Genomic DNA, 23,080 nt, shown 5'->3' with positions numbered 1-23,080 from the left:
GTGCCACGAAAAAACACTCCCACATTTGTGAGAGTGTCCAATCGTGCCTGATGCTTAAACGTACTGCAGAACCTTGGCGTCGTTGTACGCGACGTTGATGGTCCCGCCGCCGAAGCACTCGTCGCCGTCATAAAGGACAACGGCCTGGCCGGGAGTGATTGCCCGAACCGGGTGGTCGAACTCAATGCGGGCGTTGTCGCCGTCGAGGTGCACGGTGACGCCGACATCCTGCTGACGGTAGCGGAACTTCGCCGTGCAGTGGAAGTCAGTGGCCGGCGCTGCGCCGGTAAAGAAGTTCATGCCAGACGCGTCGAGGCTGGTCGCCATCAGGTGCGGGTTGTTGTAACCCTGGCCGACATAGAGAATGTTCTTCTCGATGTCCTTGCCAACCACAAACCACGGCTCGGAGTTCTCCGAGTTGCCGCCGATGCCAAGCCCCTGGCGCTGACCGATGGTGTAGTACATCAGGCCATCGTGCGTGCCCTTTTCCTCGCCATCATAGGTCATCATCTTGCCAGGCTGAGCCGGCAGATAAGTGCTGAGGAACTCCTTGAAGTTCTTCTCACCGATAAAGCAGATGCCCATGCTGTCCTTTTTGTGGGCAGTGGCCAGACCAGCCTTTTCGGCAATGGCCCGAACCTCGGACTTCTGCATGCCGCCGATGGGGAACATGGACTTCTTCAGCTGGGTCTGTGACAGCTGGCTGAGAAAGTACGTCTGGTCCTTGTTGGCATCGGCGCCGCGCAGCATGTGCACGGTACCGTTTGCGTCGGTGGTTAACTGGGCATAGTGGCCCATGGCAATGTAGTCAGCGTCTAGCTCCTCGGCGTAATCGAGAAACGCCTTGAACTTGATCTCTTTGTTGCACATTACGTCGGGATTCGGGGTGCGGCCGGCCTTGTACTCGTCCAGGAAATACTGGAACACGCGGTCCCAGTACTCCTTTTCGAAGTTGATGCCGTAGTAAGGAATGCCGATTTCGTCAGCCACCTTAGCCACGTCTGCATAGTCGGTCGTCGCGGTACAGACCCCGTTCTCGTCTGTATCGTCCCAATTTTTCATGAACACCCCGACGACGTCATACCCTTGCTGCTTAAGGAGAAGCGCCGACACGGACGAGTCCACGCCGCCGGACATCCCCACCACAACGCGGGTGTTGCTGTTGTCCAAAATGATCACCATCATTTCAATCAGATTCTGGAGTTATCCGATTTGAAGGTCGTCAATTCCAGTAAGGTTAATTATACCAGTGCAACCGGGAAAAACAACGCTTTCTGAAAGTAAGCAGCGGAAGTCTTTGCCGGCCTTACTTGCGAATGTAATCCGCTCGAACAATCGCCATGTAATCCGCCTCCTGCGCCGGTGAAAACATGATGCCGGCCTGCCGCATGGTCTTGCTGACGCCCAGCGACATGGTTTGTACCACGTAAGCGACCGCCGTGACCCCTTGGATCAAAAGCTGGTAATGTTGTTCCAGCACCGGCTGCAGACTGGCCGCCTGCTCCGCGGTCAAGCTGGCACTCAGACTGATCAGATTGGCCAAAATCTGACGGCGCAGTTCGTCAGAGGTCGCACCCCAGCTCACGCTTTTGCTCTGATTCCGCTGGCCGATCAGGGGCAGACGCTTCTTTTTAGGCTTCATCCCCACAAGCGCTTGCGGCGCCGCGCCGAGCACCCGACTCAGTTGGCCGAGTTGCCTGAGTGTCGGGACAACTTGCCCATTTTCCCACTGGTTTAACGTGTCAGGCGTGATCCCCAGCGACAACGCAGTATCTTCCTGCGACTTTCCGCTTGCAGCGCGTGCGGCGGCCAGATCCTTACCCATTGCAAAAGCCATATCATTCTCCTCCGGCCTGCCACCACAGCGGGCCTGCTTGGTATCGTTGCAGCAAAACAACTGCATGGCACATACAATAACACTTTTTGACTGTTGCACTTGAACATGACGAAAGTGTTAGCTGCGCCACCGTCAGATTGCTCTGCCACTGCAGAAATAGACTCAGGAAGATAGCCCCGCCGATGGCTTATGGCACCCCTTTTGGCAAAATAGTGTTACGGTATTTTTGTAAGCGTATTAAAGAAAGGAAGCCTTTAGCATGACAGTTTTTGCGGCATTTTCTAACGACGAGATTCTCGCCGACCTGAGAGCCAATGTGACCGCCGGCAGCGTCATCACCGACCCGGCCACCTTGAAAAAGCAGTCCTTCTCCCCCAACCTGACTGACGATGATTCCGGGTTGGCCCTCGCCTTCATCGAGGCGCACAACACTGCCGACGTGCAAGGTGTGCTCAAAACCGCACGCAAGTATCACGTCCCAGTCGTCACCCAGAACCGGTTCACCAGTACCGTGATCGGGGCGGACGGCATCGCCGGCAGTTTCATTCTGTCCACCGCCGGCATGAACAAGATCAAGGAAATCAGCAAGGCCGACTCGCTGGCCGTGGTCGAGCCCGGGGTCATTAACGGCGACCTCGACAAAGCCGCTCGCGAGCAAGGCATGTTCTACGCGCCAGATCCTGGGTCCAAGCCGATTTCCGGCATCGGCGGCAACGTTGCGACCAACGCCGGCGGCATGAGCACCGTCAAGTACGGGGCAACCAAGGACAACGTGCTCGGCCTCAAAGTGGTGCTGGCAGACGGCCGCGAGTTGAAACTTGGCGGCCGCACGCTCAAGCAGGCGTTCGGCTACGATCTGACGCAACTGTTCGTCGGCTCGGAGGGCACGCTGGGCATCATCACCGAGATCACGGTCAAGTTGATGCCGATTCCACTTGGCACGCCGGTCATGGGTATGGCCTTTTTCGAGAACATGACCGCCTTGGCCGAGGCCGTCGCCGAGATCCGCATTTCGGGCGTCTACCCGACGATGCTCGAGGCGATGGATCACCCGACCATTCAGGCCATCGACCAGTACGACGGCACCGACTACAGCAAAGAATCCGGCGCGATGCTGATCTTCAAAATCGATAACGGCACCAAGCAGGCCATGGATGTGCTGAACGCCCTGCTGACCAAGCACGGAGCCCGCGACATCACGGTCACCGAGAAACCCGAGGAGCAGGCCCAGCTGGAAAAAGTCCGCCGCGACATGCTCCCAGCCATTTTCACCGGGCAAAACCACATCATGGAGGACATGGCGATGCCACTGTCCCAGCTGGCGCCAATGATGGACTACATCAAGCAGGTCGGCCAAGACCTCGGCCTGAAGATTTACACGGCCGGTCACGCCGGCGATGGCAACGTCCACCCGTCCATCGTCTGGCCGCTTGAGGAAAAAGGCGTCCCGGCCAAGGTCAGCCAGGCACTGTCCTTGATGTTCAAGAAGACGCTGGCGCTGGGCGGCACGATTTCCGGCGAGCACGCCGTCGGGATGCTGAAGAACCAGTGGAACAACGCCGAGCTCGGCGAAGACGTCGACATGCTCCAGCACCAAATCAAGGCGCTGCTGGATCCGATGAACCTGCTGAACCCGAAACGCAAGATCAACTAGCCGCCGATTGGACGCAAAAAGGCCGCTGCGATTTTATTTTCGCAGCGGCCTTATTTGTACGGTCATGCCTCTTCAAGCACCTGACGCTCGATCATGTTGTCGATAATGAAGTGATACTGCTCAACGTTATCGGCCGTCTTGTCAGTTTTGAAGATATTGATGGCCTTCAGTCCGTTGGCCGTGGTCACACCCATTTGGAACCCGGACAGGTCGGCCTTGAATGTCACCTTCAGCTTATTGGCCTGCGTGAACGGCGAGTTCGGATCCAGCGAACGCTCCAGCTGGAAATTGCCGTTTTTTGTTTTCACAAAGCCCAGATCCATCAGCGTGTAGCGCTTGATCTGCGGTGATATCTTGTAGGTTTTCGGATCGCCCAATACGGAACCGGTTGCCTGTAATGCCATAACTCCCACTCCCTGTGCGCTAAGCGGCGCTTGTATTCGCTTTTATCTTACCATAATCGCATATCAGGCACCAAAGAATGCCGCACAATCATTGGCGGATCACGCCGCGGGGTGCAGCCAGTGCGTCAGACCGGTCAGCAGCACCCCGACCACCAGCGTTAGGGCAAACGCCAAGACAATCACGGGTAACTGGATCGCGGCAACCCCAAACCCGACCATTGCCAAAATGACGGTCACAACCGTATTTCCTCCAATCGCCCAATTGACCTGCTTGCTGGCGGCACTCGCCCAAAACGGCTTGGTCGTGCGGGTCATCAGGATGGTGAGCATCGCGCTGAACATCAGAAAACAGAACAGCGCAGTGCTGATCTGGCCCGCGGTTTGCCCCACGTGAATCAGCCACAGCAGCCAGCCAAACCCAGCAAGCGTCCACCCACCGGCGTAAAGACCGGCCGTTTTACTCAGCTTTTTCATGTCCCAGCGCTCGGGTTGATGGCTGATTTGCGCGTGGTCGGTGCCGAGCACCAGCGTGACCAAATCGTTGAGCAGCGCGACCAGGATCATCGCATTCAGGCTCAGCGGCAAAAAGCCGAAGATCAGGTAGCCAAAAGTCAGCAGAATGCTTAGCTGGGCCGCCCGCGACAGCTTGGTGATGGTCCAGGTCATCATGCGCTTATAAACGCGGTGACCACTATCAAGGACATTGGTGATCGAAGTGAGTCCAGGAGTCAGCAGCACCATCCGCGCCGACCGCTTGGCCAAATCCACCGCGGTGGCAACCGCAATGCCCAGGTCCGCCTGCTTCAACGCCGGCGCATCATTCACGCCGTCACCGGTCATCCCGACGATATAACCGGCCTTTTGAAAATTGGTCACCATGGCCAGTTTGTCCTCAGGGACGACATCGGCGATGCCGGCGAGGTCATCCAGCGGCTGGTGCGGTTTCAGCTCAGAGATAGAAATCACGCGGCCAGGCAAGCCGACCTTCTTGGCCACGGCCGCCGCCGTTTTCTGGTTGTCCCCAGTCAGCATCAGCACCTTGACGCCGCGGGCGCGGATCTCGGCGAGGGCTGCCGCGCTGTCCGCACGCGGCTGATCCTGCATGATGAACAACCCGACCATTTGCTTTTCCACTGCAATGGCGGTCGTTCGCCCCGCGGAAAAATCGACGGCTGCCGGCAGCGTAAATGGGGCCGTGAGTTTGGTCAGTTGCTTCAGGGAGCCCAGCCGCACCGTTTGCGTGCCAGCCTCAGTCGACACCTCAACTTGGGAGTAGCCGGTGCCGGAATCAAACGGTTGGAAGTGACTTTGAGCTAAAGCAGTGAGTTGTTTTTGTTTTGCATAATTTTGAACGGCCGCATCGATCACGCTGGGCTTGCGCTGATCCGTGGCGGTCAGCGCAAATTGCAGGACAGTCGTATCTGGCTGCGCCGACAAGTTGTAAAAGGCCACCACACTGGGCTTGTTGGCGGTAATGGTGCCAGTCTTGTCAATCAGCAGCACGTTCATGTTGGCCGCCTCTTGAATGCCGGTCAGGTCGCTGACCAGGACTTGTTGGCCGCTGAGCACCTTGGCCTCCACGGAGTTGGCTACGGCAAAACTAGAGGGCATGGCGATTGGAATCGTCGCGATCACCAGCATCGCCAAAAACGGCAGCAGCGCCAGCAAACTCTGCCCCCGCACCAGCGTCGCCACGACTAAAATGACGGCCAGGACTGCATCCACCGCGGCCAGGTAGCCGATAATTTTGCCCAGTAGTTGCTGCAGATGGCCAGGCGCCGAGCTTTTGTTGATGAGGCTGATGGTTTTGCCGGAGCGACTGGCCTTTCCGGTCGCCGTGACGCGGCCAACAGCGTGGCCCGCAGTCAGCTCTGTCCCGGCAAACGCGGCATCACCAACGCGCCGAGACACGCCTTTGGCCTCCCCTGTGATTGAGCTTTCATTGATGTCGGCGCTGCCTTGCAGCAACTCAACATCCGCCGGCACCAAATCGCCAGAAGTCAAACTGACCAAGTCGCCGACCACCAGCTCCCGCGCTGGCACCCGCCGCCACTGACCATCGCGCTTGACCGTCGCCGTCAGGGTCAGTTGGTCGGTGAGCCTGGACAGAATTTTGGTCGCTTTGCGATTCTGAACGGCGCCATTCACCGCGGCAAACAGCAGCATCACAATAATGAAGCCGGCCTGAATGCCCTTGCCAAGGATAATTTCCAGCAGCAGCGCGCCTTCCAGAATCCAGGCGGACGGTTCCCACAGGCGCTGCGCCACCGCTCGCGGAAAACTAAACGGCTTTTCGGCCACCTCGTTTGGGCCGTCCTTAGCTAGGCGAGACTGCGCTTCGACTTGTGTTAATCCAGAAAGGTGACTTTTTTCCTCTGCCAAACTGATTCCTCCTCAAGAAATCCCTTAGACACTACTTCCACTCTACGCTTTTGCCGCCAGCCGCTGAAAGCCCGGTGCGGCTTTTTTACCTTTCTTTCAATTGGACGCAAAAACACCGAATCCGCAATGTTGCTGCAGATTCGGTGTGATGGCAAGGGCTATGCCTGAGCCTTTTTACGGAGCCGATTGACGATTTTGACCAGGGCGTCGCTGAACTGCACGATGTCCATGGTGGTATTGAACGCCCCGAAGGACACGCGAATCGACTCGCTGATGCGCGGTGAGTCGGCGCCGTACATCGCCGTCAGCACGTGTGACGGCTCCAGCGACCCGGCCGTGCAGGCGGAGCCGCCGGAAATGGCAAAGCCGGCCAGATCCAGATTGGTCTGCAGCGCGTAAGTCGAAACGCCAGGCAGCCACAGGTTGAACACGTGATTGAGCGCATCCGGCTTCAGCGGCCCGTTGACCTTGAAGTCCACGTCTGCGGCCTTGAGCGCGTGCATGATCTGCTCCTTGAAACCGTAATACTTGGCCTGCCGGTCGCCTTTTTCCTGCGGCGTGATGAGGCGCACCGCCTCGGCAAAGCCGGCCACGGCTGGCGGGTTCTCGGTGCCGGCGCGGCGCTTCATTTCCTGCTCACCGCCGCGCAGAAACGGTGGGAAGTTGACGCCCTTGCGGCGGTACAGGAAGCCGATGCCCTTGGGCCCATTGATTTTGTGGGCGGAGACACTCAGCATGTCGACGTGCAGTGCGTCGACGTCGATGTCGAGCAGCCCGTACGCCTGGGTCGCGTCCGTGTGGAACCAGGCCTGGTGGTCGACCAGCCGCTCCCCGATTTGCTTGATCGGCATGCGCGAGCCCACCTCGTTATTGCCCATCATGATCGAAACCAGGATGGTGTCGTCATCCAGCGCGGCGTCAAAGTCGGCCAGACTGATCTCGCCTTCCTCGTTCACCGGCAAATAAGTCACCCTAAAGCCCTCTTTTTCAAGCTGGGCCATGGGCTTCAGTACACTGAGGTGCTCGATGGCCGTGGTGATGATGTGCTTGCCCAAGTTAGCCCGCGCGTGCGCCGTTTGCATAATGGCCGTGTTGTTGGCTTCGGTCGCCCCGCTGGTGATCACAATGTCATCGGGCTTGGCGTTGATACTTTTGGCCAAAACCGCCCGGCTGTCGTCCATGACGGCGTGTGCTTGCCGGCCGAACCAGTGCGTCGAGCTGGCATTGCCAAAATTGGCTTGCATTTGCGTGGTCATGGTCTCAATGACTTTTTTCGCCATCGGCGTGGTGGCCGCGTTATCGAGATAAACGTGATTCAACTCTGTCGCTCCTTACTTCAAGTTGTGAATGTACGCCAGCAGCATCGCCGCCGACCGCTTGCCCGCGTCAATGATGAAATCGTCAAAATTGACCGACGCGCTGTCATCCCCGTTGTCGCTCATCGCGCGGATGATGACAAATGGCGTGTGGAATTCATGCGCGACCTGGCCAACCGCGGCGCCTTCCATTTCGCTAGCTAAGGCGTCCGGGTACATGGCCAAAATGCGCTTGACGGCACTTTGACTCGACACAAACTCGTCGCCGGAAACGATCAGGCCGACGTGCGTGTTCAAATCAGTTTCATGCGCAGCTTGAGCAATTTCCTGGACGACTTGCTGGTCGGCGTCAAAATAAAGCGGCTGCTGCGGCAGCTGGCCCGGCTTGTAGCCAAACGCCGTCGCGTCCACGTCATGGTAGGCGACCTTGCTGGAAATCACGACGTCGCCGATGTTCAGGCCCTGGCCGATGCCGCCGGCGGAGCCCGTGTTGATCAAGACGTCCGGCTGGTACTGGCTGAGCAGCACGGTTGCGGTCATTCCCGCCTGCACCTTGCCGATGCCCGATTCCACCAGGGTGACCTCGGTGCCGTCAATCGTGCCGTGGTAATAATGCTGGCTGGCCACGACCCGCTCTTCTTGATTTGCCAGCTTGGGGAGCAGCGTGCGAATCTCCTCTTCCATCGCGCAAATAACGCCTATCTTCATTAACTTTCATCCCTTCTATTGTTCAAAAGCAGCTTACTTATTGTACGCCAGCCAGCCAAAAATTACAGCTTAAACAGCACCAGCGCAACGACCAGCAGCAGCACTACAACGATGCCAATGGCCCAGTTGAGCCGCTTTTTCATGCTGTTGACCTTCTTAAAGGTCTGCTCGTCGAAATCGCCGCGGTGCGGGGCTCTCGGCGCCTTGCGCGGCTCGTGGGCCGCTTTGGCGTACTCACGCTCGGTTTCCACCCGCTTCTCGTCGCGTTTTTCGGCCTCGCGCTCGGCCTGCTTCTGCTGCTGACGGTACTCTTTACGGGTCAACTCAGGCATGGTGCACCTCCTGCAGCTCCCACAACGCCAGTCCCAGGGTGGTTTTGGCGTCACAGATCAGGCCATCAGCTTGGGCCTGCTTGGCCTCTTCCAGCGTCAGCCACTCACCGGTCACAAATTCTCCGACGTCCTGACTGCGCTGCTCGGCCGGCTTGTGCAGGTGCCGGGCGGAAAACAGGGTCGACTCGGCGTCGGAAAAACCGGCGCTTTGGTAAAAGTGGGTCAGGGGCGCCCACTCATCGGCGGCCAGCTGCGCCTCTTCATTCAGCTCGCGCTTAGCGGCTTCAAGTGGCGTCTCCCCCGGATTGATCTTGCCCGCGGGCAGCTCGAGGGTCTCCTGCGCAAGCGGCGTGCGCCACTGCCGGACAAACAGTGCCTTGTTCTGGCTTATCGCCAACACCCCGGCCGCGCCGGTCGTGTGAACCAGCACTCTTTTCGCCATGGTGTCATCCTCCAGTCTGACCGTGAGCTGGCTCAGCGTCAGTATCTGGTCTTGATAAATCTGCTGTCGTCCTTCGATTTTTTCCATCTGGGAGCCTTCCTTCTTGTCGCCTGGACAGGCGCATTCAATCCTATGATACCAATGGCCGGCGAGAATACCAACGCCTTAAGGAATCCTTCAGCAAAGTCCATCTCGAGGCTGATATTTGAGGCCTGATATTATGGTAAACTGAAGGCACGAAAGCATATTCAGGAAGTGAAAGACGTTGAAAAAAACAGAAAAGCGTATCCGCTGGGTGCGCGTCGGGCTCTGGGCCGCGGCCGGCCTGGTGATTGGCCTCTTGACCCAGCACCTGTGGGTCGGGCTGTTCGTCATGCTGGTCTTCGCCGGTGCCCGCCTGGTCGGCGAGTTGAGCCGGCCGGTGGAAAAGCCCGCCACACCGCCGATCACCCCAGACATGGCCGCCCATTACGCCGAATCCGGGCTGAGCGAAAGCGAGATCAACTTGTTCCGCGAAACTATGGACCAGGCCGCAGACGAGATCCACGAATTCGAGGCTATCGCCGACCGCGTGCCCAAAATCAAGACGATTGCCGTTAATGCCGACCTGCTCGACATCATGCACGCCTACTTCAAGGCCATCGTGCAGACCCCCAAGAAGCTGGGCGCAGCTGGACATTTTATCTATGAGCAGCTGCCAAACGTCTTGAGCATCGCGCAAAAATACGAGGCCATCACGCACCACGAGGTCAAGACCCAGGACACCTACGACGTGCTGACCACCGCGGCCAACACCCTGCGCGACCTGGCCGACACCATCAAGTCCGGCTACAGCGAGTTTGTGGAAAGCGACATCGACGATCTGGAAGCTGACATCGACTTGGCGAAAAAGCAGATCAAGCCGCGCCTTGCCGAATCGACCGAAACAGTCGACCGCGGCGTTCATTTGACACCGGAGCACGCCACCATCACACCAAAATCAGAAGAATCGGGGCAACAGCATGAGTGATGAAGAAGCAAAAACTACCGCACCATCAGCCGCAACCAGTACCGCCGCTGATTCAAACTTGGTCGCCGACCTCTTGAGTCAGCCTTTTGCCACCCAGGCCCCAAGCAGTTCGGCAACTGCCGCACCCGCCGCCACGGCTGCCGAGCACGCGGCGTCGAACCTGACCCCGGAGCAGGAAAAGCAGGCTCAGGACCTTGCAGCGCAGATCGACGTCAAGAACAATGACGGCGTGATGAGCTACGGCGCCCAGGCCCAGCAGCAGCTCGGCCAGTTTTCGCAGACAATGCTGGACAAGGTGCAAAGCCAGGACACCGGCGCTGTCGGCGACGCCCTCACCAGCTTGATGGCGCGGCTGAACGAAGCCAACCCGGATGAGCTGCGCGCCGAAAACAACAATGTCTTCAAGAAGCTGTTCGGCAAGGTTCGTCGCTCGATTTTTGAGATCACAGCCAAGTACCAGAAGATCGGTGCGCAAATCGACACGATCGCCGCGCGCCTGACCAAGGAGCAGCAAGGCTTGCTCAACGACAACAAGATGCTTGATGAACTGTACGCTCAGAACAAAGCTTACTTTGACGCGTTGAACATCTACATCGCTGCCGCCAAAATCAAGCAGGACGAGCTGCAAACCAAGACGATTCCTGCCGCTTTGGCCGAGGCCCAGGCGTCCGGCGACCAGATGAAGGTCCAGGAGGTCAACGACCTCAAGCAGTTTGAGAGCCGCCTGGAAAAACGCGCGTACGACTTGCAGCTGGCCCGCGAGATCACCTTGCAGCAGGCGCCGCAGATCCGCCTGATTCAAAACACGAACCAAGCCCTTGCGGAAAAAATTCAGGCCAGCGTCAATACAGCCATTCCACTGTGGAAGAACCAAGTCGCCATCGCCTTGACGCTGCTCCGGCAAAAAGATGCCGTCACCGCCCAGCGCCAGGTTTCCGAAACCACCAACGACCTGCTGAAGAAGAACTCGTCGATGCTGAAGATCTCGGCCGTCGAAACCGCCAAGGAAAACGAGCGCGGCGTGGTCGACATTGAGACTTTGACCCAAACGCAAAACGACTTGGTCGACACCTTGCAGCAGACCCTGCAGATTCAGCAGGAAGGCCGCGCCAAGCGGCAGGCCGCAGAGCAGGAACTCGGCAAGATGGAAGAAGACCTCAAGAACCACCTGCTCGATTACACCCATGGCAACATGAACCCGCAAAATCCGCGGGCTTAACCGCTTCTATCAACCAGTCGCTCAGGCGGCTGGTTTTTTCGTGCGCCGACGCAAAAAACCGCACTGCCCAAAATCAGGCAGTACGGTCAAATCCAACACTGATTAAGCTAACACCACCACGTGTTTGCCGACAAAGCGGCCAGACTCCAAGTTGGCATGGGCCTCACCGACTGCTGAAAGCCCACGATAGACCTTGGCAATTGGGACGGTCAGCTTGCCCTCTTTGACCGCAGCAAGGACTTGGTTGAAGATCTTGGCCGGCAGGTCTTTGGCCTCACCGGCATAACTGGTCAAGAACTTGCCGCTGGGGATCATGAACGGTGAGAAGCGCTCGATTTCCCAGCCGCCGCCAAGTCCGCCAGTGAAGCAGAGTTTACCAGCTGGTTTGACTGCGCTAAAGGTGTCCGCCAGCGTCGTGGTGCCGACCAGCTCAAGCGCCTTAGCCACGCCGTCAGGAAGTACGTCGTGCACCTGGGCGGCAATGTGGCCGTCGTCGATCAGCACATGGTCTGCACCCATGGCCGTTAGTTTGGCCACCTTGCCTTGACTGCGCGTCGTGGCAAGCACGGTCGCCCCCAGCATTTTAGCCAGACCGATGCTCATGAGCCCGACGGTTGACGAGCCACCGCGAATCAGCACGGTGTCGCCGGCCGTTAGGTTTAGCCCCTTGTTCAGCGAGCCGTAACTGGTCTGCAGCATTTCCGGCAGGGCGCCAACAACGTCCCAGTCAAGGTCAGTCTCCAGCGGAATCATTGCCGCATGCGGCACCAGGCAATACTCGGCGTAAGAGCCGTCAATCGCCCGGCCGAGGCCGTCCATCATCATCGCCACTTTCTGGCCGCGCTGATACGGTGAGTCGGCAGCTGGCGTGTCAATCACGCCTGTGCCTTCAATGCCCAAGATCCGCGGAAACTGGAAATCGCCATCGGATTCGCCCTTGCGGCTGGTGACTTCCGACTCATTCACCCCAAAGGCCTTGACCTGCACCACGTCAAACCCGGCCTTGACCTCAGGCTTTGGCACCTCTACAGGTTTCAGCGCACTGGCCTCACACGGACCGGTTAATTGAATTGCTTGCATATTCGTTTCCTCCTTGGTTGTCTAATTGAATCGCGTTTCAGGTTTCTGTCAGGCCAGCGCGTACTCGAGCCAGCCGTACGGCGTTGCGCCTTGCGCCACCACCGCGTCGTGGTCATTGATCTGCCACAGCTGTGTACTCGGGTGCAGCCCGGCGGTCTGGCAGAACTGGTTCAGTTCGTTCAGCCCGCGGGTGATCCCGTCCAGGGTGTTGGCGACGCGCACGCGTACATACCGACCCGCCGGCTTTTTGATCAGCGGCAGCAAGGTTTCGTTCGACTTGCCTTGCGTTTCTTTTAGAATCCGAAACGACGCGTCCATGTAACCGGCGGGATCATCGACTGGCAAATCGGTTAAATACCCCGAGGTGGCCGTGTTCATCAGCGCCAGCGAATCCAGCTCCTGATAAAACTCTGAAAACAGCTGGGCCACCTCTTCTTCGGTGCAGTCCACCGCTTTGCGCGAGCACCAGAATGTGGCGGGCTTCAGCGTCGCCACCACCGGCGCATACAATTTACCGGCCGGCGCCTTGCCAGGCCGCGTCAGCCGCTGCTGAATCACCGCCTGCACGCGCTGCAGATCCTCGATTTGACTGGTGATTTTGGCCTGAGCGGCCTGCAGCTGCGGGATGGCCTGCCGGTTGTCGGCGGACCTGATGGCCTTGATCTGTTCAAGCGAGAGCCCGATGTGGCGCAGACCAAGAATCGTCATCAGGTCGTACAGCTGCTGGTACTCATAGTAGCGGTACCCGGTGTCGCTCACCTTGGCCGGCTTAAAGAGCCCCTGCTCATCGTAAAAGATCAGGGTTCGTCTGGTGGTATTGGCTAACTTGGCCATTTCACTAATTTTAAGCATCGCACTGTCCTTTGGGTTGACTGTCACGTGACGGTATGGTTTATAACTAGTGTAGCACAGTGATTCAGGCCGGTATTCTGCCTTGACACTGCCGCCGACAACCTTAGGGTAAACTGTGACGCGGCGTGACAGTCAAGCTATTTTTCATCAGTAATTGCCAACTGGGTTGCGCAACTCGCCACCGTAATGACCACCTGAAAGAAGGATTCTTATGACCACCTTACAAGACTCGATTCAAGACACGATTTTTCACAACCGCCAACCCGACGCCAAAAAGCTGGCCGCATATGGTTTCAAGCAGGCCGGAACCACCTGGCGCTATCAAACCGACTTGGTCCCGGGCTTCAGCCTCACCGTCAACATCGATGGGGACACCATCACCAGCCCGGTCACCGACCAGGAGTCCGGCGACTTGTACACCCTTCACCTGGACCCAGCCAACTCGGGGATGTTCATCGGCCAGATCCGCGGGGCCTACATTGCGGCGTTGACGGCGATCTCAAAGGACTGCTTCGTGCCGACCATGTTTGACGCCGGGCAGATGAAAAAAGTCACCGCGGCCATCGGCGAGACCTTCGATGAACAGCCCGAATACCTGTGGAAGCAATTTCCCAATAACGCGATCATTCGCCGCAGCGACAACCGCAAGTGGTACGCCTTGATGGTCAAGGTCACCCCGGACAAGGTAGGCTTGACCGGCGATGACCCCATCGACCTGCTGGTGCTGCGCGCAACGCCCCAGACGATTCAGGCCCAGCTCAAAAATGGCCAGGCGCTGCCCGCGTATCACATGAATAAACAGCACTGGCTGTCCTACCAGCTGGATGTCGGCACGCCACTGGAAACGCTGATGGCTCGCGTCAAAACCAGTCGCGACTTGGCCAAATAATCAACCGAACGCAAACGAAAGTAGGACAAAATTGCCTAGTCGCGTTCCATCAAGCAACGCCCAAGCGCACAAGCGCCTCTGCACCGCGATTCTAAAAACGAATCGTGGCACAGAGGCGCTTGTGCTTTGGGCTAAACCCGCTTGATGTCTCAGCCTCTTTTTTGCGTTATTTACGCATCGTGATCATCCGATAAGCGGTGAGTGCCACAGTGATGGCACACATCACCACCGCCACACTGAAGGCAACGTGCATGCCGTTGATGAATAGTTGCGGCTGGCTGGCGACAAACGTCGTCACCTTGCGCCCGGCCTCCCGGCTCATCGCCGCGTACAGCACCGTGGTCGACGCGGAGATGCCTACGACCATCCCCATGTTGCGCGCCAGCGCGTTCAGGCCCCCGGCGATCCCCAAGTCCTTAGGTTCGACCGCTGACATGACCAGCGTGTTGTTGGGCGACTGGAATGCACCGTTGCCAAACCCCATCACGGCAATGATCACGCAAACCAGCAGCCACGGGGTGGTCAGGCTCAGCGTGACGTACCCGACCTGGACGACCAAAATCACCAGCAGACCCACCAGCGTGATGACATACGGCCCGATTTTGTCTGACAGCGAGCCCGACAGCGGCGCGACGATCACCTGCACGATTGGGAACAGCATCAGCATGTACCCGGCCGTCGTCGCCGAAAGCCCGCGTGCATTTTCTAGGTAAAACGGGGAAATTACGTTAAAGAAAAAATTGGTGACGAAAATTAGAAAACCGGCGAACAGCGAGATGGTGAACTCCTTGTTGGCAAACAGCGACAGTGCCAGCATCGGTTCTGCGGTGTGCTGCTCGATGTAAATAAACGCGGCAAAGGCAATGATCGCCACCGCAAACATTGCCAGGATGACGGGCTTCGTAAACCCAATCTCCTGGCCGATGAAAATTCCGGCAAACAGCGGCACGATGAACAGCGCAAAGGCCACAAACCCGGGCCAATCAATTTTAGACTGGCTGTGCTCGATGTCCTTGGGGAACACCACCTGACCCACGATCATGGCCAGGATGCCGAGTGGGACGTTGATCCAGAAAATGTAGCCCCATGGCAGCACCCCGAGAATCAGGCCGCCGAGCCCTGGGCCGGCGATCGACCCCACGGCCACAAACGAGCCAATCATGCCAAGCGCCCGCCCGCGCTCCTGGAACGGAAAGACTTCGGTCACAATCCCGTTACTGTTGGCCATGGTCATCGACGCGCCAAGGGCCTGCACGACCCGCGCCGCCAGCAGCATCACAAATGAGTGGTTGAACCCGGCAAACAGCGAGCCGATGGTGAACAGCACCTCACCCATACGAAAGATGCGAATTTTACCGAAAATGTCGCCCAGCTTGCCCATGAGCAGCAGCAGCGCGCAAATCACGATCAGGTAAATGGACACGGTCCACTCGGCCTGGTTCATCGGCAGGTGCATGTCCTTTGAGATGACCGGCAGTGCAATGTTCACGATGGAAGCGTCCAGCGTGGACATGATGGTGAACATGCCGACGGCGGTCATGATCCACCAGCGATTTTTCTGAACGTGCGGATCGTCGACGTAATTTTTCATGGCGGCCTCCATTGCCCGAATTTGTCCCTTTTATTATATGGTCTCAATTTCTGAAAGACAAACGTCAGTACTGACGATATTTACGTAACCGGTGCAGTGTCTTTACACCGGATACCTAACAATTACACCCAGTGCGAAAGGCTTTTACACTCACCGCGTATGCTTGAGTCATTCCATTAGGGGAGGAAATATTCATGAAAAAAGGTTCACTTTTGAAAAAAGGTTCACTACTGGTCACCGTCGGGGTCGTGCTGCTGCTCGCCGCCTGCGGGGCCAAGCAAAGCGGCAGCGCGGCCAAGCCGTCAACCGCCAAGGCCGCCGATTCCAGCAAGATCATGGCCGTTGGGTCCACAGCCCTGCAGCCGCTGGTCGAACAGGCCGCGGCGCAGTATCAGGAGAAGACACCAGGCACCAGCATCACCGTCCAGGGCGGCGGCTCGGGCGCCGGCCTGTCGCAGGTTCAATCCGGCGCGGTGACCATCGGCAACTCCGACATCTTCGCCCAGCAGCAAAAAGGCATCGCGGCAACCAAGCTAGTCGATCACCAGGTCGCCGTTGTCGGCATGGCACCGGTCGTCAACCCGGACACGAAGATCACGAACCTCAGCTCACAGCAGCTGGTCGATATCTTCACCGGTAAGGTCACCAACTGGAAGCAGGTGGGTGGCGCCGACAAGGCTATCGTGTTGATCAACCGTGCGCAGGGTTCCGGAACCCGGGCCACCTTCGAGCAGTTCGCCCTCAAGACCGACAAGGTCAAAACCGCGCAGGAACAAGATTCCAGCGGCACCGTCCAGAAGATGGTCTCAAGCACCCCTGGCGCCATCTCCTACCTCGCCTTTTCCGCGATTAAGGACGGCGTGACCGCGGTGGCCCTCAACAACGTCAAGCCCACCGACGCGAACGTCACCACCAACGCCTGGCCGGTGTGGGCATACGAGCACATGTACACCAAGGGCTCGCCGAACGCCGCCACCGCCAAGTTCATCAACTACATCCAAAGCAAAGCGGTACAAAACACGTTGGTTAAGAAAATGGGTTACATCCCAGTCGTTGACATGAAAGTGGCCCGCACCCACGATGGGACCATCGAAGACAAGTAACCGACTCACTCGGCACTGACCCTTGCGGCCAGTGCTTTTTTCATGCTCGCAGCATGGACGCCAGGCAGTGAAAAGCATAAGATTATCTATGCATGATTTTTTCATGACGCTAATTGAGAGAATGTCGTTTATGTCGAAAAGTAACATCAGACTCGTCACCGTCGCCCTTCTGCTGTCCAATGTGATGTCAGGGATCGACAGCACCATCGTCAACACCGCCTTGCCCGCCATCATAGCGGACCTGCACGGGCTGCAGCTGATGGCTTGGATCGTCGCGGTATTTCTGCTTGGCACCGCTGTGTCCACCCTGCTGTGGAGCAAGCTTGGCCAGCGGACCGCCTATAAGTTCGCCTACCAGCTCGCGGCGTTGACCTTTGTGGTCGGCTCCCTGCTGCAAGGCCTGTCACCCAACATCTGGGTGCTGATCATCACGCGCGGAATCGCCGGCATCGGCAATGGGGGCATGATTTCACTGCCATACATCATGTTCGCCGATCTGTATCCGAACGTCCGCGACCGCATGAAAACCTTGGGCCTGGTTTCCGGCTTCTACAGCTTTGCCACCATCATCGGCCCACTGGTCGGCGGGTTCCTGGTCGATACACTGTCGTGGCACTGGATTTTCTACATTAACGTGCCGATCGGCCTGCTGTCGATCCTGCTGGTGCAAATTTACTACAAGGTGCCCCGCAGCGCCGCCGTCGATGCGCCGCTGGACGTGCGCGGCAGCCTCGCCTTGGTCGTGCTCTTGGTCAGCCTGCTGGGCGCCATCGAACTGATCGGCATGGTCAAGTTGCCGGTCATCCTCGCTTTGGTGGTGCTGGCGGTCTTGGCCATGGCGCTGCTGCTGCGTGCCGAAAAGCACGCCGCAGACCCTGTCATCCCCTTGCGGCTGTTTCGCAATTTTCCCCTGGTGATGGATTTTCTGCTGTTCACTCTGATTTGGGGCGCCTTCGTCTCGTTTCTGACCTACGCGCCGATGTGGGCGCAGGGGCTGCTTGGCACGACGGCACTGCTCGGCGGCGCCACCCAGATCCCGGCGACGTTCACCAATGTCGCCGGCTCGGAATCGGTCCCAATGATGCGCCGCCGCTACACGCCGCACCGGGTGCTGACGTTTAACATTTTGATGCTGACCATCAGTTTCGTGCTGATGGCCGTCCTGAACGTCCACGCGCCGTTTTGGCTGCTGCTTGTGGCCGGCGCATTTGAAGGCTGGGGTAACGGCGCCTGCTTCAACGAGCTGCAGGTCAAAGTCCAAGTCGACGCGGAAAAACAGGACGTGTCGGTTGCCACGTCGTTCAGTTTTCTGATTCGCATGCTTAGCCAGACCTTCACCGTGGCCATTTTTGGCCTGCTGATGAACCAGCAGCTGGCCAAAGGGGTGGCCGCCCACCCCGGCATCACCATGGCCATGATGAACAAGCTGAGTGACTCCAACAGCGCCGCCAGCCTGCCCAACCATCTGCTGCCGGCGATGCGCCAGATTCTCTTCAGCGGCTTGCACAACATCATGCTGTTGGCCCTGGCGCTCATGCTGATCTCGCTGGCGCTGAACTTCTACGCCCAGCACAAAGAGGCCAAGCTGGCCGCGCCACTTCAATAATTTCCCGAATAAATTGCAAGAGGCAGCGCACTTTAAAGGTGCACTGCCTCTTTTATTATCCGGTAACAAGTGGCCGCAGGTGGGGTATCACCGCACTCGCCTCAGCGATTGCGGTAATACTTGCGAACGTAATTCAACTGACGCAAAAACAGAAAACGGCGGCGTTTTGCGTTGTGATCCGCCGGGTAAAACAGCGGGTTGACCCAGTGTTTGCCGCTGATCAGCTGGTTGATTTCCTGATGCAGCGCCGGCGACTTCACGAAATGCCGCAACACAAATTTTGGCACAAGGCTGTATAGAAAGTCGCCCTTCGCCAGCACCCGCGGCTTGGTCTCGCCTTTGATGCAATCATCAACCAGGTTACGAGCCAAGTTTTGCCCCAGCCCAGTGATGTAGTAGCTGGCCCGGCCTTGCCGCGTGTTTGCCTCAAAAGTTTTGATCTGGCCGTCGCGCGGATCGCGCTTCATGTCGAAATTGGCGTACCCGGCGTAGCCGACTGCCTCGAGAAAGTCCGCCAGCTGGTTCATGAGGGCGGCGTCAAAGCGGGCGATCAGCGCGGTGTAATTGCCGATGGCAGTACGGTCGTGCTCTTGCAGCACGACCTGGGCCAGGCTGACCATCTGGGCGTGGTGCTGACGATCCACATAAACCACACTGTCCCACAGCGCGTCATCGGCGCCAGGAATGTACTCCTGAATCAGCACCGACTCGCTGTACCCATTGGCATTCAGCAGCGTCAGCACGCGCTCCAGCGCCGTGCGGTCGACACACTTGAAGACTTTTTCCTTGCCGGCAAAGTGCATGTACATGTACTTGACGGTGTCATTGGGCTTCACGATTACGGGGTAACGCAGCCCGCGGTCGTCAAACTCGGGTGCCGGGTCGCTGCAAAGCGCTGTCTTTGTGACCGGGTGCGGGATCCCGTACTGATCGCAGAGCTGATAAAAATCGGCCTTATGCTGAAACTTGTTCAGCAGATTCAGGGTTGGGTAGTTAAACCGATAAGCGGGCTGAAGCGCGGCCGCGTTTTCAACGATCAGCCTTACGTATGCGTCATTGGTGCCAATTAGGAGCAGCGGCTTACCCACGTGGCGCTTGGCAAAATCCAGCAAGATCGGGGTAAAGCGGCCCGGTTTGCGCAGGTCATCGTGATACTCGATCTGGGTCGTGATGTCGCTCCATTCGGTAAAAGATAGCGGCGCCTGGCCGATGACCCAGGGCGTGATGCCGTACTCCTGATGAAACGAGATCGCCATCGTGTACGCGTTGATATCCGTGCCGACAATGACTGGGACAAAAGTACTTTCCATGTTTAAGCTCACCTATTGAGTAAAATCAGATTTTGAATCGATTGCTGACGCGCATGCAAGTCAAGGGGTCGCCCCGCTCGCTGCGCCATGGGTTTCCGTGCAGCCAAAAATGATTAGCAAACGCATTATACGACACCCGCCGCGAAACCTCACGAGAATCAAAACAGCGCCGGCTGGGCATCTTCAAACTCTGCCCCAGTCGGCGCTGCACGTTAATTGCCGTACGTTGAATCCTCAATCACCTCGACGTTAGCGGCCTGGGGGCCCTTAGCGCCTTGAATGATCACAAACTTGACCTTTTGCCCGGCCTTCAGCGACTTGAAGCCACCGCCGATGATGGCGGAAAAATGCACGTACACATCCTTGGGCAGGTCTGGGTCACTGGGCTCGATGAACCCGTAGCCCTGCTTTTCGTTGAAGAGCCGCACGCGTCCTTCCATGGCTAGGCCTCAAAGCCGTTTTCAACGGCTTCCGGGAAGTTCTCGGCGACAATCTTTGCACAGCGGCCGCACAGCGTCGGGAAGCGCTTGTCGGCCCCGACGTCGGTGGTGATCATCCGGCAGCGCTGGCAAACGTCCCCTTGCGCATGCTCAACCAGAATATCAGCATCGTCAAAGTGCACAGCGCCTTCAGGGACGCTGGCGCCCTCTGCTGCCACGGCGAACCCGCTGGTGATCAGCAGCTGCATGACATTGGCGTCCAAGCCAGCCAGCAGCGAGCGGACACTGTTTTGCGGGTAGACGGTCACGGCCGCTTCCATGGACTTGCCGATCAGCTTAGCGTCGCGGGCCATTTCCAGACTCTTTTGCACCTCAGCGCGGAAGCTCATGAAGGCACTCCACTGCTTGAGTAAGTCATCTTGACCAGCAAAATCCTGGGCCTCAGGCATGTTGCTGAGTGCAGCATATTGCTCCGGCTGACGCAGGTACGGCCAGATTTCCTCGGCGGTGTGCGACAGGATTGGGGTCAGCAGTTTAGTCAGGTCAAGCAAGGCGTCAAACATCACCGTCTGCATGCGCCGGCGAGCCAAACTCTTTTCGGCCTCGATGTACACAACGTCCTTGGCAAAATCCAGGTAGAACGCAGACAGGTCGTTGACCAAGAAACTGGAGATGGTCTTTTCAACGGTGGCGAAATCGTACTTGTCGTACGCAGCCTTCGCCGTCTTGATAACCTGGTTCAGGCGGACCATCATGTACTGATCCACGCTGCCAAGCTGATCGTACGCCACGGTGTCGGCCTTTTCGTCAAAATCGGCCGTGTTAGCGATCATGAACCGCAGGGTGTTACGAATCTTGCGGTAGGCTTCAGAGGTCTGCGCAAAATTATCCATCGAGACGCGCACATCCGACGAAGAGTCGACGGTAGCGGCCCAGAGGCGGATGATTTCGGCGCCGTACTGGTTCTCGACTTTGTCTGGGGCAATCGTGTTGCCCAGAGACTTGGACATCTTCCGGCCTTCGCCATCGAGGGTGAAGCCCTGCGACAGCACCTGCTTGTATGGCGCGACGCCGTTGACCGCCACACTGGTGATCAAACTAGAGTTGAACCACCCGCGATACTGGTCGGAGCCTTCGAGATACAGGTCGGTCGGGTACTCAAGTTCCGGCCGGGCTTCGGCAACACCTGCCCAGCTGGAACCGGAATCGAACCAGACATCCATGATGTCAGTTTCCTTAGTGAACTTACCGTTTGGTGAGTGCACGTTGGTGTACCCTTCCGGCAGCAGGTCCTTGGCCTTGCGCTGCGACCACACAATCGAGCCGTACTGGCCGAACAGGTCCGCCACGTGATCGATGGTTGCCTTTTCAAGAATTGGGGTGCCATCTTCGGCATAGAAAATCGGCAGTGGCACGCCCCAGGCCCGCTGGCGGGAAATGACCCAGTCGCCGCGGTCGCGGATCATGTTGTACAGCCGCGTCTTGCCCCAGCTCGGGGTGAAGGACACGTTGTCGATGGCGTCAAGGATCTGCTGGCGGAATGCTTCAACCGAGGCAAACCACTGCGTCGTCGCCCGGAAAATGACGGGCTTTTTGGTCCGCCAGTCGTGCGGGTACGAGTGAGTGAAGAAGTCGAGCTTCAGCAGGGCGCCTTTTTCCTCGAGAGCCTTAGTGACCATTGGATTGGCCTTGTCGTAAAAGACGCCTTCAAAGCCTGGCGCGTCCTTGGTCATGAAGCCTTTCTCGTCGACGACTGAAACCACTGGCAAGTCATAATTCATGCCAGCCTTATAGTCATCTTCACCATGTCCCGGCGCGGTGTGGACCAAGCCGGTCCCTGAATCCAGGGTGACATGGTCGCCCAAAATCACAAGGCTGTCGCGATCATACAGCGGGTGCTTGGCCACCATGCGCTCCATGTCTTTGCCGGAGAACGTCTTCAGCACGGCCACGTCGTTCCAGCCAAGGGCCTCCTTGACCACCTGCAGTCGTTCAGAGGCAACCACAAACTTCTTGCCATCGGCTTCGACCTGCGCGTACTCAAAGCGTGGATTGACCGCGATGCCCTGGTTGGCCGGAATGGTCCACGGGGTGGTGGTCCAAATAATGAAGCTCGTGTCGGTGCCGATGATGCCCTTGCCGTCCTTAACTGGGAAGGCCACGTAAATCGAGGGCGACTTGACGTCGTGATACTCGATCTCGGCTTCCGCTAAGGTCGACTCGGAGGACCAAGACCAGTAGACGGGCTTCAAGCCGTGATAGATATAGCCTTTTTCGGCCATGGCGCCAAAGACCCGAATCTCCTGCTCCTCAAACTTCGGCTGCAGGGTGATGTATGGGTGATCCCAGTCGCCGAGCACGCCAAGGCGCTTGAAGTCAGTCCGCTGCTTCTCAATTTCCTTCATCGCAAACTGGCGGCAGAGCTCGCGATACTCGTCCATCGCCATTTCTTTACGGTGCACGCCCTTCTTGGCCAGCTGCTGCTCGATTGGCAGACCGTGTGTATCCCAGCCGGGCACATACGGTGCGCGGAAACCGTTCATCGACTTGTAGCGCACGATGATGTCCTTGGAGATCTTATTGAGCGCGTGGCCCATATGAATATTCCCGTTTGCAAACGGGGGTCCATCATGCAGAATGAAGGCCGGCTTGCCCTCATTGAGCTTCTGGCGCATTTCGTAGAGGTGGTTTTCTTCCCACGCCGCCTGCATCTTCGGTTCCTTGTTCGGCAGCCCCGCCCGCATCTTAAAGTCGGTGTGGCCGAGGTTCAACGTATCTTTGACTTTCATGACTGCTCCTTTTCTGAATCTGTCTCATCCTGCTGAAACTTGATTGGGTGCGAAGGCCACGGACCTTCACACCATAAAAAAACACCCGTCCTATCAATAGGACGAGCGTGCTCGTGG

20 protein-coding genes are annotated in these 23,080 nt (G+C 57.8%); 6 read left to right on the top strand and 14 right to left on the bottom strand.

Annotated features, from left to right (window positions below; all coding sequences use genetic code 11):
• Positions 1 to 54: 54 nt before the first annotated feature.
• Positions 55 to 1,173 (bottom strand): tRNA 2-thiouridine(34) synthase MnmA, encoded by a 1,119-nt coding sequence (gene mnmA, locus JUF21_RS04520; RefSeq protein ID WP_304599156.1) that lies wholly within the window; start codon positions 1,171 to 1,173, stop codon positions 55 to 57.
• A 133-nt stretch (positions 1,174 to 1,306) separates the two neighbouring features.
• Positions 1,307 to 1,837 (bottom strand): helix-turn-helix domain-containing protein, encoded by a 531-nt coding sequence (locus tag JUF21_RS04515; RefSeq protein ID WP_203663227.1) that lies wholly within the window; start codon positions 1,835 to 1,837, stop codon positions 1,307 to 1,309.
• Positions 1,838 to 2,096: 259 nt separating this feature from the next.
• Between JUF21_RS04515 and JUF21_RS04510 the strand changes: the two genes are divergently transcribed.
• Positions 2,097 to 3,491: an FAD-binding oxidoreductase gene (locus JUF21_RS04510; RefSeq protein ID WP_203623602.1), complete on the top strand. Its 1,395-nt coding sequence runs from the start codon at positions 2,097 to 2,099 to the stop codon at positions 3,489 to 3,491.
• A gap of 62 nt (positions 3,492 to 3,553) precedes the next feature.
• Here JUF21_RS04510 and JUF21_RS04505 read toward each other — a convergent pair whose 3' ends face one another.
• The 6 genes from JUF21_RS04505 to JUF21_RS04480 all read right to left on the bottom strand — a co-directional run bounded on the left by JUF21_RS04505 (position 3,554) and on the right by JUF21_RS04480 (position 9,162).
• The gene (locus tag JUF21_RS04505) at positions 3,554 to 3,895 is read right to left on the bottom strand and encodes a DUF1831 domain-containing protein (RefSeq protein WP_203663225.1); all 342 of its coding nucleotides are present in this window, start codon (positions 3,893 to 3,895) and stop codon (positions 3,554 to 3,556) included.
• Between the two features lie 99 nt (positions 3,896 to 3,994).
• The gene (locus JUF21_RS04500; protein WP_203623600.1) at positions 3,995 to 6,277 is read right to left on the bottom strand and encodes an HAD-IC family P-type ATPase; all 2,283 of its coding nucleotides are present in this window, start codon (positions 6,275 to 6,277) and stop codon (positions 3,995 to 3,997) included.
• Between the two features lie 158 nt (positions 6,278 to 6,435).
• Positions 6,436 to 7,596, bottom strand: a complete 1,161-nt coding sequence (locus JUF21_RS04495; protein ID WP_203623599.1) for a cysteine desulfurase family protein — start codon at positions 7,594 to 7,596, stop codon at positions 6,436 to 6,438.
• Between the two features lie 12 nt (positions 7,597 to 7,608).
• Positions 7,609 to 8,301, bottom strand: coding sequence for a 5'-methylthioadenosine/adenosylhomocysteine nucleosidase (locus JUF21_RS04490; RefSeq protein ID WP_203623598.1), 693 nt, complete (start codon positions 8,299 to 8,301; stop codon positions 7,609 to 7,611).
• A 62-nt stretch (positions 8,302 to 8,363) separates the two neighbouring features.
• Entirely contained in the window at positions 8,364 to 8,633 is a 270-nt protein-coding gene (locus JUF21_RS04485; RefSeq protein WP_125755482.1) for a hypothetical protein, read from the bottom strand.
• Complete coding sequence (locus tag JUF21_RS04480) at positions 8,626 to 9,162, bottom strand: NUDIX hydrolase (RefSeq protein WP_203623596.1); 537 nt, start codon at positions 9,160 to 9,162, stop codon at positions 8,626 to 8,628. Before JUF21_RS04480 ends, JUF21_RS04485 begins: the two co-directional genes overlap by 8 nt.
• A gap of 178 nt (positions 9,163 to 9,340) precedes the next feature.
• Here JUF21_RS04480 and JUF21_RS04475 point away from each other — a divergent pair, with 178 nt between their 5' ends.
• Entirely contained in the window at positions 9,341 to 10,084 is a 744-nt protein-coding gene (locus JUF21_RS04475) for a 5-bromo-4-chloroindolyl phosphate hydrolysis family protein (RefSeq protein WP_203623595.1), read from the top strand.
• A complete protein-coding gene (locus tag JUF21_RS04470) occupies positions 10,077 to 11,303 on the top strand; it encodes a toxic anion resistance protein (RefSeq protein ID WP_125755488.1) in 1,227 nt (408 codons plus the stop codon). Before JUF21_RS04475 ends, JUF21_RS04470 begins: the two co-directional genes overlap by 8 nt.
• A gap of 102 nt (positions 11,304 to 11,405) precedes the next feature.
• Here JUF21_RS04470 and JUF21_RS04465 read toward each other — a convergent pair whose 3' ends face one another.
• Entirely contained in the window at positions 11,406 to 12,383 is a 978-nt protein-coding gene (locus tag JUF21_RS04465) for a zinc-binding dehydrogenase (RefSeq protein ID WP_203623594.1), read from the bottom strand.
• 48 nt (positions 12,384 to 12,431) lie between these two features.
• Entirely contained in the window at positions 12,432 to 13,235 is an 804-nt protein-coding gene (locus JUF21_RS04460) for a MerR family transcriptional regulator (RefSeq protein WP_203663223.1), read from the bottom strand.
• 211 nt (positions 13,236 to 13,446) lie between these two features.
• Here JUF21_RS04460 and JUF21_RS04455 point away from each other — a divergent pair, with 211 nt between their 5' ends.
• A complete protein-coding gene (locus JUF21_RS04455; protein WP_125755493.1) occupies positions 13,447 to 14,124 on the top strand; it encodes an MmcQ/YjbR family DNA-binding protein in 678 nt (225 codons plus the stop codon).
• A 166-nt stretch (positions 14,125 to 14,290) separates the two neighbouring features.
• Here the strand turns inward: JUF21_RS04455 and JUF21_RS04450 are convergent, their stop codons facing one another.
• Positions 14,291 to 15,715 (bottom strand): MFS transporter, encoded by a 1,425-nt coding sequence (locus tag JUF21_RS04450; RefSeq protein ID WP_203623592.1) that lies wholly within the window; start codon positions 15,713 to 15,715, stop codon positions 14,291 to 14,293.
• Between the two features lie 194 nt (positions 15,716 to 15,909).
• On the opposite strand from JUF21_RS04450, the gene JUF21_RS04445 reads away from it, so the two are divergent.
• Positions 15,910 to 16,818 carry a phosphate ABC transporter substrate-binding protein gene (locus JUF21_RS04445; RefSeq protein ID WP_203623591.1) on the top strand — a complete coding sequence of 303 codons (909 nt, stop codon included), beginning with the start codon at positions 15,910 to 15,912 and terminating at the stop codon, positions 16,816 to 16,818.
• Between the two features lie 130 nt (positions 16,819 to 16,948).
• Positions 16,949 to 18,424 carry an MFS transporter gene (locus tag JUF21_RS04440; RefSeq protein WP_203663221.1) on the top strand — a complete coding sequence of 492 codons (1,476 nt, stop codon included), beginning with the start codon at positions 16,949 to 16,951 and terminating at the stop codon, positions 18,422 to 18,424.
• Between the two features lie 101 nt (positions 18,425 to 18,525).
• Here JUF21_RS04440 and JUF21_RS04435 read toward each other — a convergent pair whose 3' ends face one another.
• The 3 genes from JUF21_RS04435 to ileS all read right to left on the bottom strand — a co-directional run bounded on the left by JUF21_RS04435 (position 18,526) and on the right by ileS (position 22,963).
• Positions 18,526 to 19,734 (bottom strand): hypothetical protein, encoded by a 1,209-nt coding sequence (locus JUF21_RS04435; protein WP_203663219.1) that lies wholly within the window; start codon positions 19,732 to 19,734, stop codon positions 18,526 to 18,528.
• A gap of 212 nt (positions 19,735 to 19,946) precedes the next feature.
• Entirely contained in the window at positions 19,947 to 20,174 is a 228-nt protein-coding gene (locus JUF21_RS04430) for a cold shock domain-containing protein (protein ID WP_125755501.1), read from the bottom strand.
• Between the two features lie 2 nt (positions 20,175 to 20,176).
• On the bottom strand, positions 20,177 to 22,963 hold the full coding sequence (gene ileS, locus JUF21_RS04425; RefSeq protein WP_203623588.1) for an isoleucine--tRNA ligase: 2,787 nt from the start codon (positions 22,961 to 22,963) through the stop codon (positions 20,177 to 20,179).
• Between the last annotated feature and the right edge of the window lie 117 nt (positions 22,964 to 23,080).

Source organism: Lacticaseibacillus sp. 53-4 (assembly GCF_016861805.1).
Classification (GTDB): Bacteria; Bacillota; Bacilli; order Lactobacillales; family Lactobacillaceae; genus Lacticaseibacillus.
Note: the sequence above shows the minus strand (reverse complement) of the source record. Positions and strands in the feature narration are given on the sequence as shown.

What these genes read in the sequence shown, in the direction of transcription:
- JUF21_RS04515 (WP_203663227.1), bottom strand. Translation starts at nt 1,837, where the DNA reads ATGGCTTTTGCAATGGGTAAGGATCTGGCCGCCGCACGCGCTGCAAGC.
- JUF21_RS04510 (WP_203623602.1), top strand. Translation starts at nt 2,097, where the DNA reads ATGACAGTTTTTGCGGCATTTTCTAACGACGAGATTCTCGCCGACCTG.
- JUF21_RS04505 (WP_203663225.1), bottom strand. Translation starts at nt 3,895, where the DNA reads ATGGCATTACAGGCAACCGGTTCCGTATTGGGCGATCCGAAAACCTAC.
- JUF21_RS04490 (WP_203623598.1), bottom strand. Translation starts at nt 8,301, where the DNA reads ATGAAGATAGGCGTTATTTGCGCGATGGAAGAGGAGATTCGCACGCTG.
- JUF21_RS04485 (WP_125755482.1), bottom strand. Translation starts at nt 8,633, where the DNA reads ATGCCTGAGTTGACCCGTAAAGAGTACCGTCAGCAGCAGAAGCAGGCC.
- JUF21_RS04480 (WP_203623596.1), bottom strand. Translation starts at nt 9,162, where the DNA reads ATGGAAAAAATCGAAGGACGACAGCAGATTTATCAAGACCAGATACTG.
- JUF21_RS04470 (WP_125755488.1), top strand. Translation starts at nt 10,077, where the DNA reads ATGAGTGATGAAGAAGCAAAAACTACCGCACCATCAGCCGCAACCAGT.
- JUF21_RS04465 (WP_203623594.1), bottom strand. Translation starts at nt 12,383, where the DNA reads ATGCAAGCAATTCAATTAACCGGTCCGTGTGAGGCCAGTGCGCTGAAA.
- JUF21_RS04460 (WP_203663223.1), bottom strand. Translation starts at nt 13,235, where the DNA reads ATGCTTAAAATTAGTGAAATGGCCAAGTTAGCCAATACCACCAGACGA.
- JUF21_RS04455 (WP_125755493.1), top strand. Translation starts at nt 13,447, where the DNA reads ATGACCACCTTACAAGACTCGATTCAAGACACGATTTTTCACAACCGC.
- JUF21_RS04450 (WP_203623592.1), bottom strand. Translation starts at nt 15,715, where the DNA reads ATGAAAAATTACGTCGACGATCCGCACGTTCAGAAAAATCGCTGGTGG.
- JUF21_RS04445 (WP_203623591.1), top strand. Translation starts at nt 15,910, where the DNA reads ATGAAAAAAGGTTCACTTTTGAAAAAAGGTTCACTACTGGTCACCGTC.
- JUF21_RS04440 (WP_203663221.1), top strand. Translation starts at nt 16,949, where the DNA reads ATGTCGAAAAGTAACATCAGACTCGTCACCGTCGCCCTTCTGCTGTCC.
- JUF21_RS04435 (WP_203663219.1), bottom strand. Translation starts at nt 19,734, where the DNA reads ATGGAAAGTACTTTTGTCCCAGTCATTGTCGGCACGGATATCAACGCG.
- JUF21_RS04430 (WP_125755501.1), bottom strand. Translation starts at nt 20,174, where the DNA reads ATGGAAGGACGCGTGCGGCTCTTCAACGAAAAGCAGGGCTACGGGTTC.
- ileS (WP_203623588.1), bottom strand. Translation starts at nt 22,963, where the DNA reads ATGAAAGTCAAAGATACGTTGAACCTCGGCCACACCGACTTTAAGATG.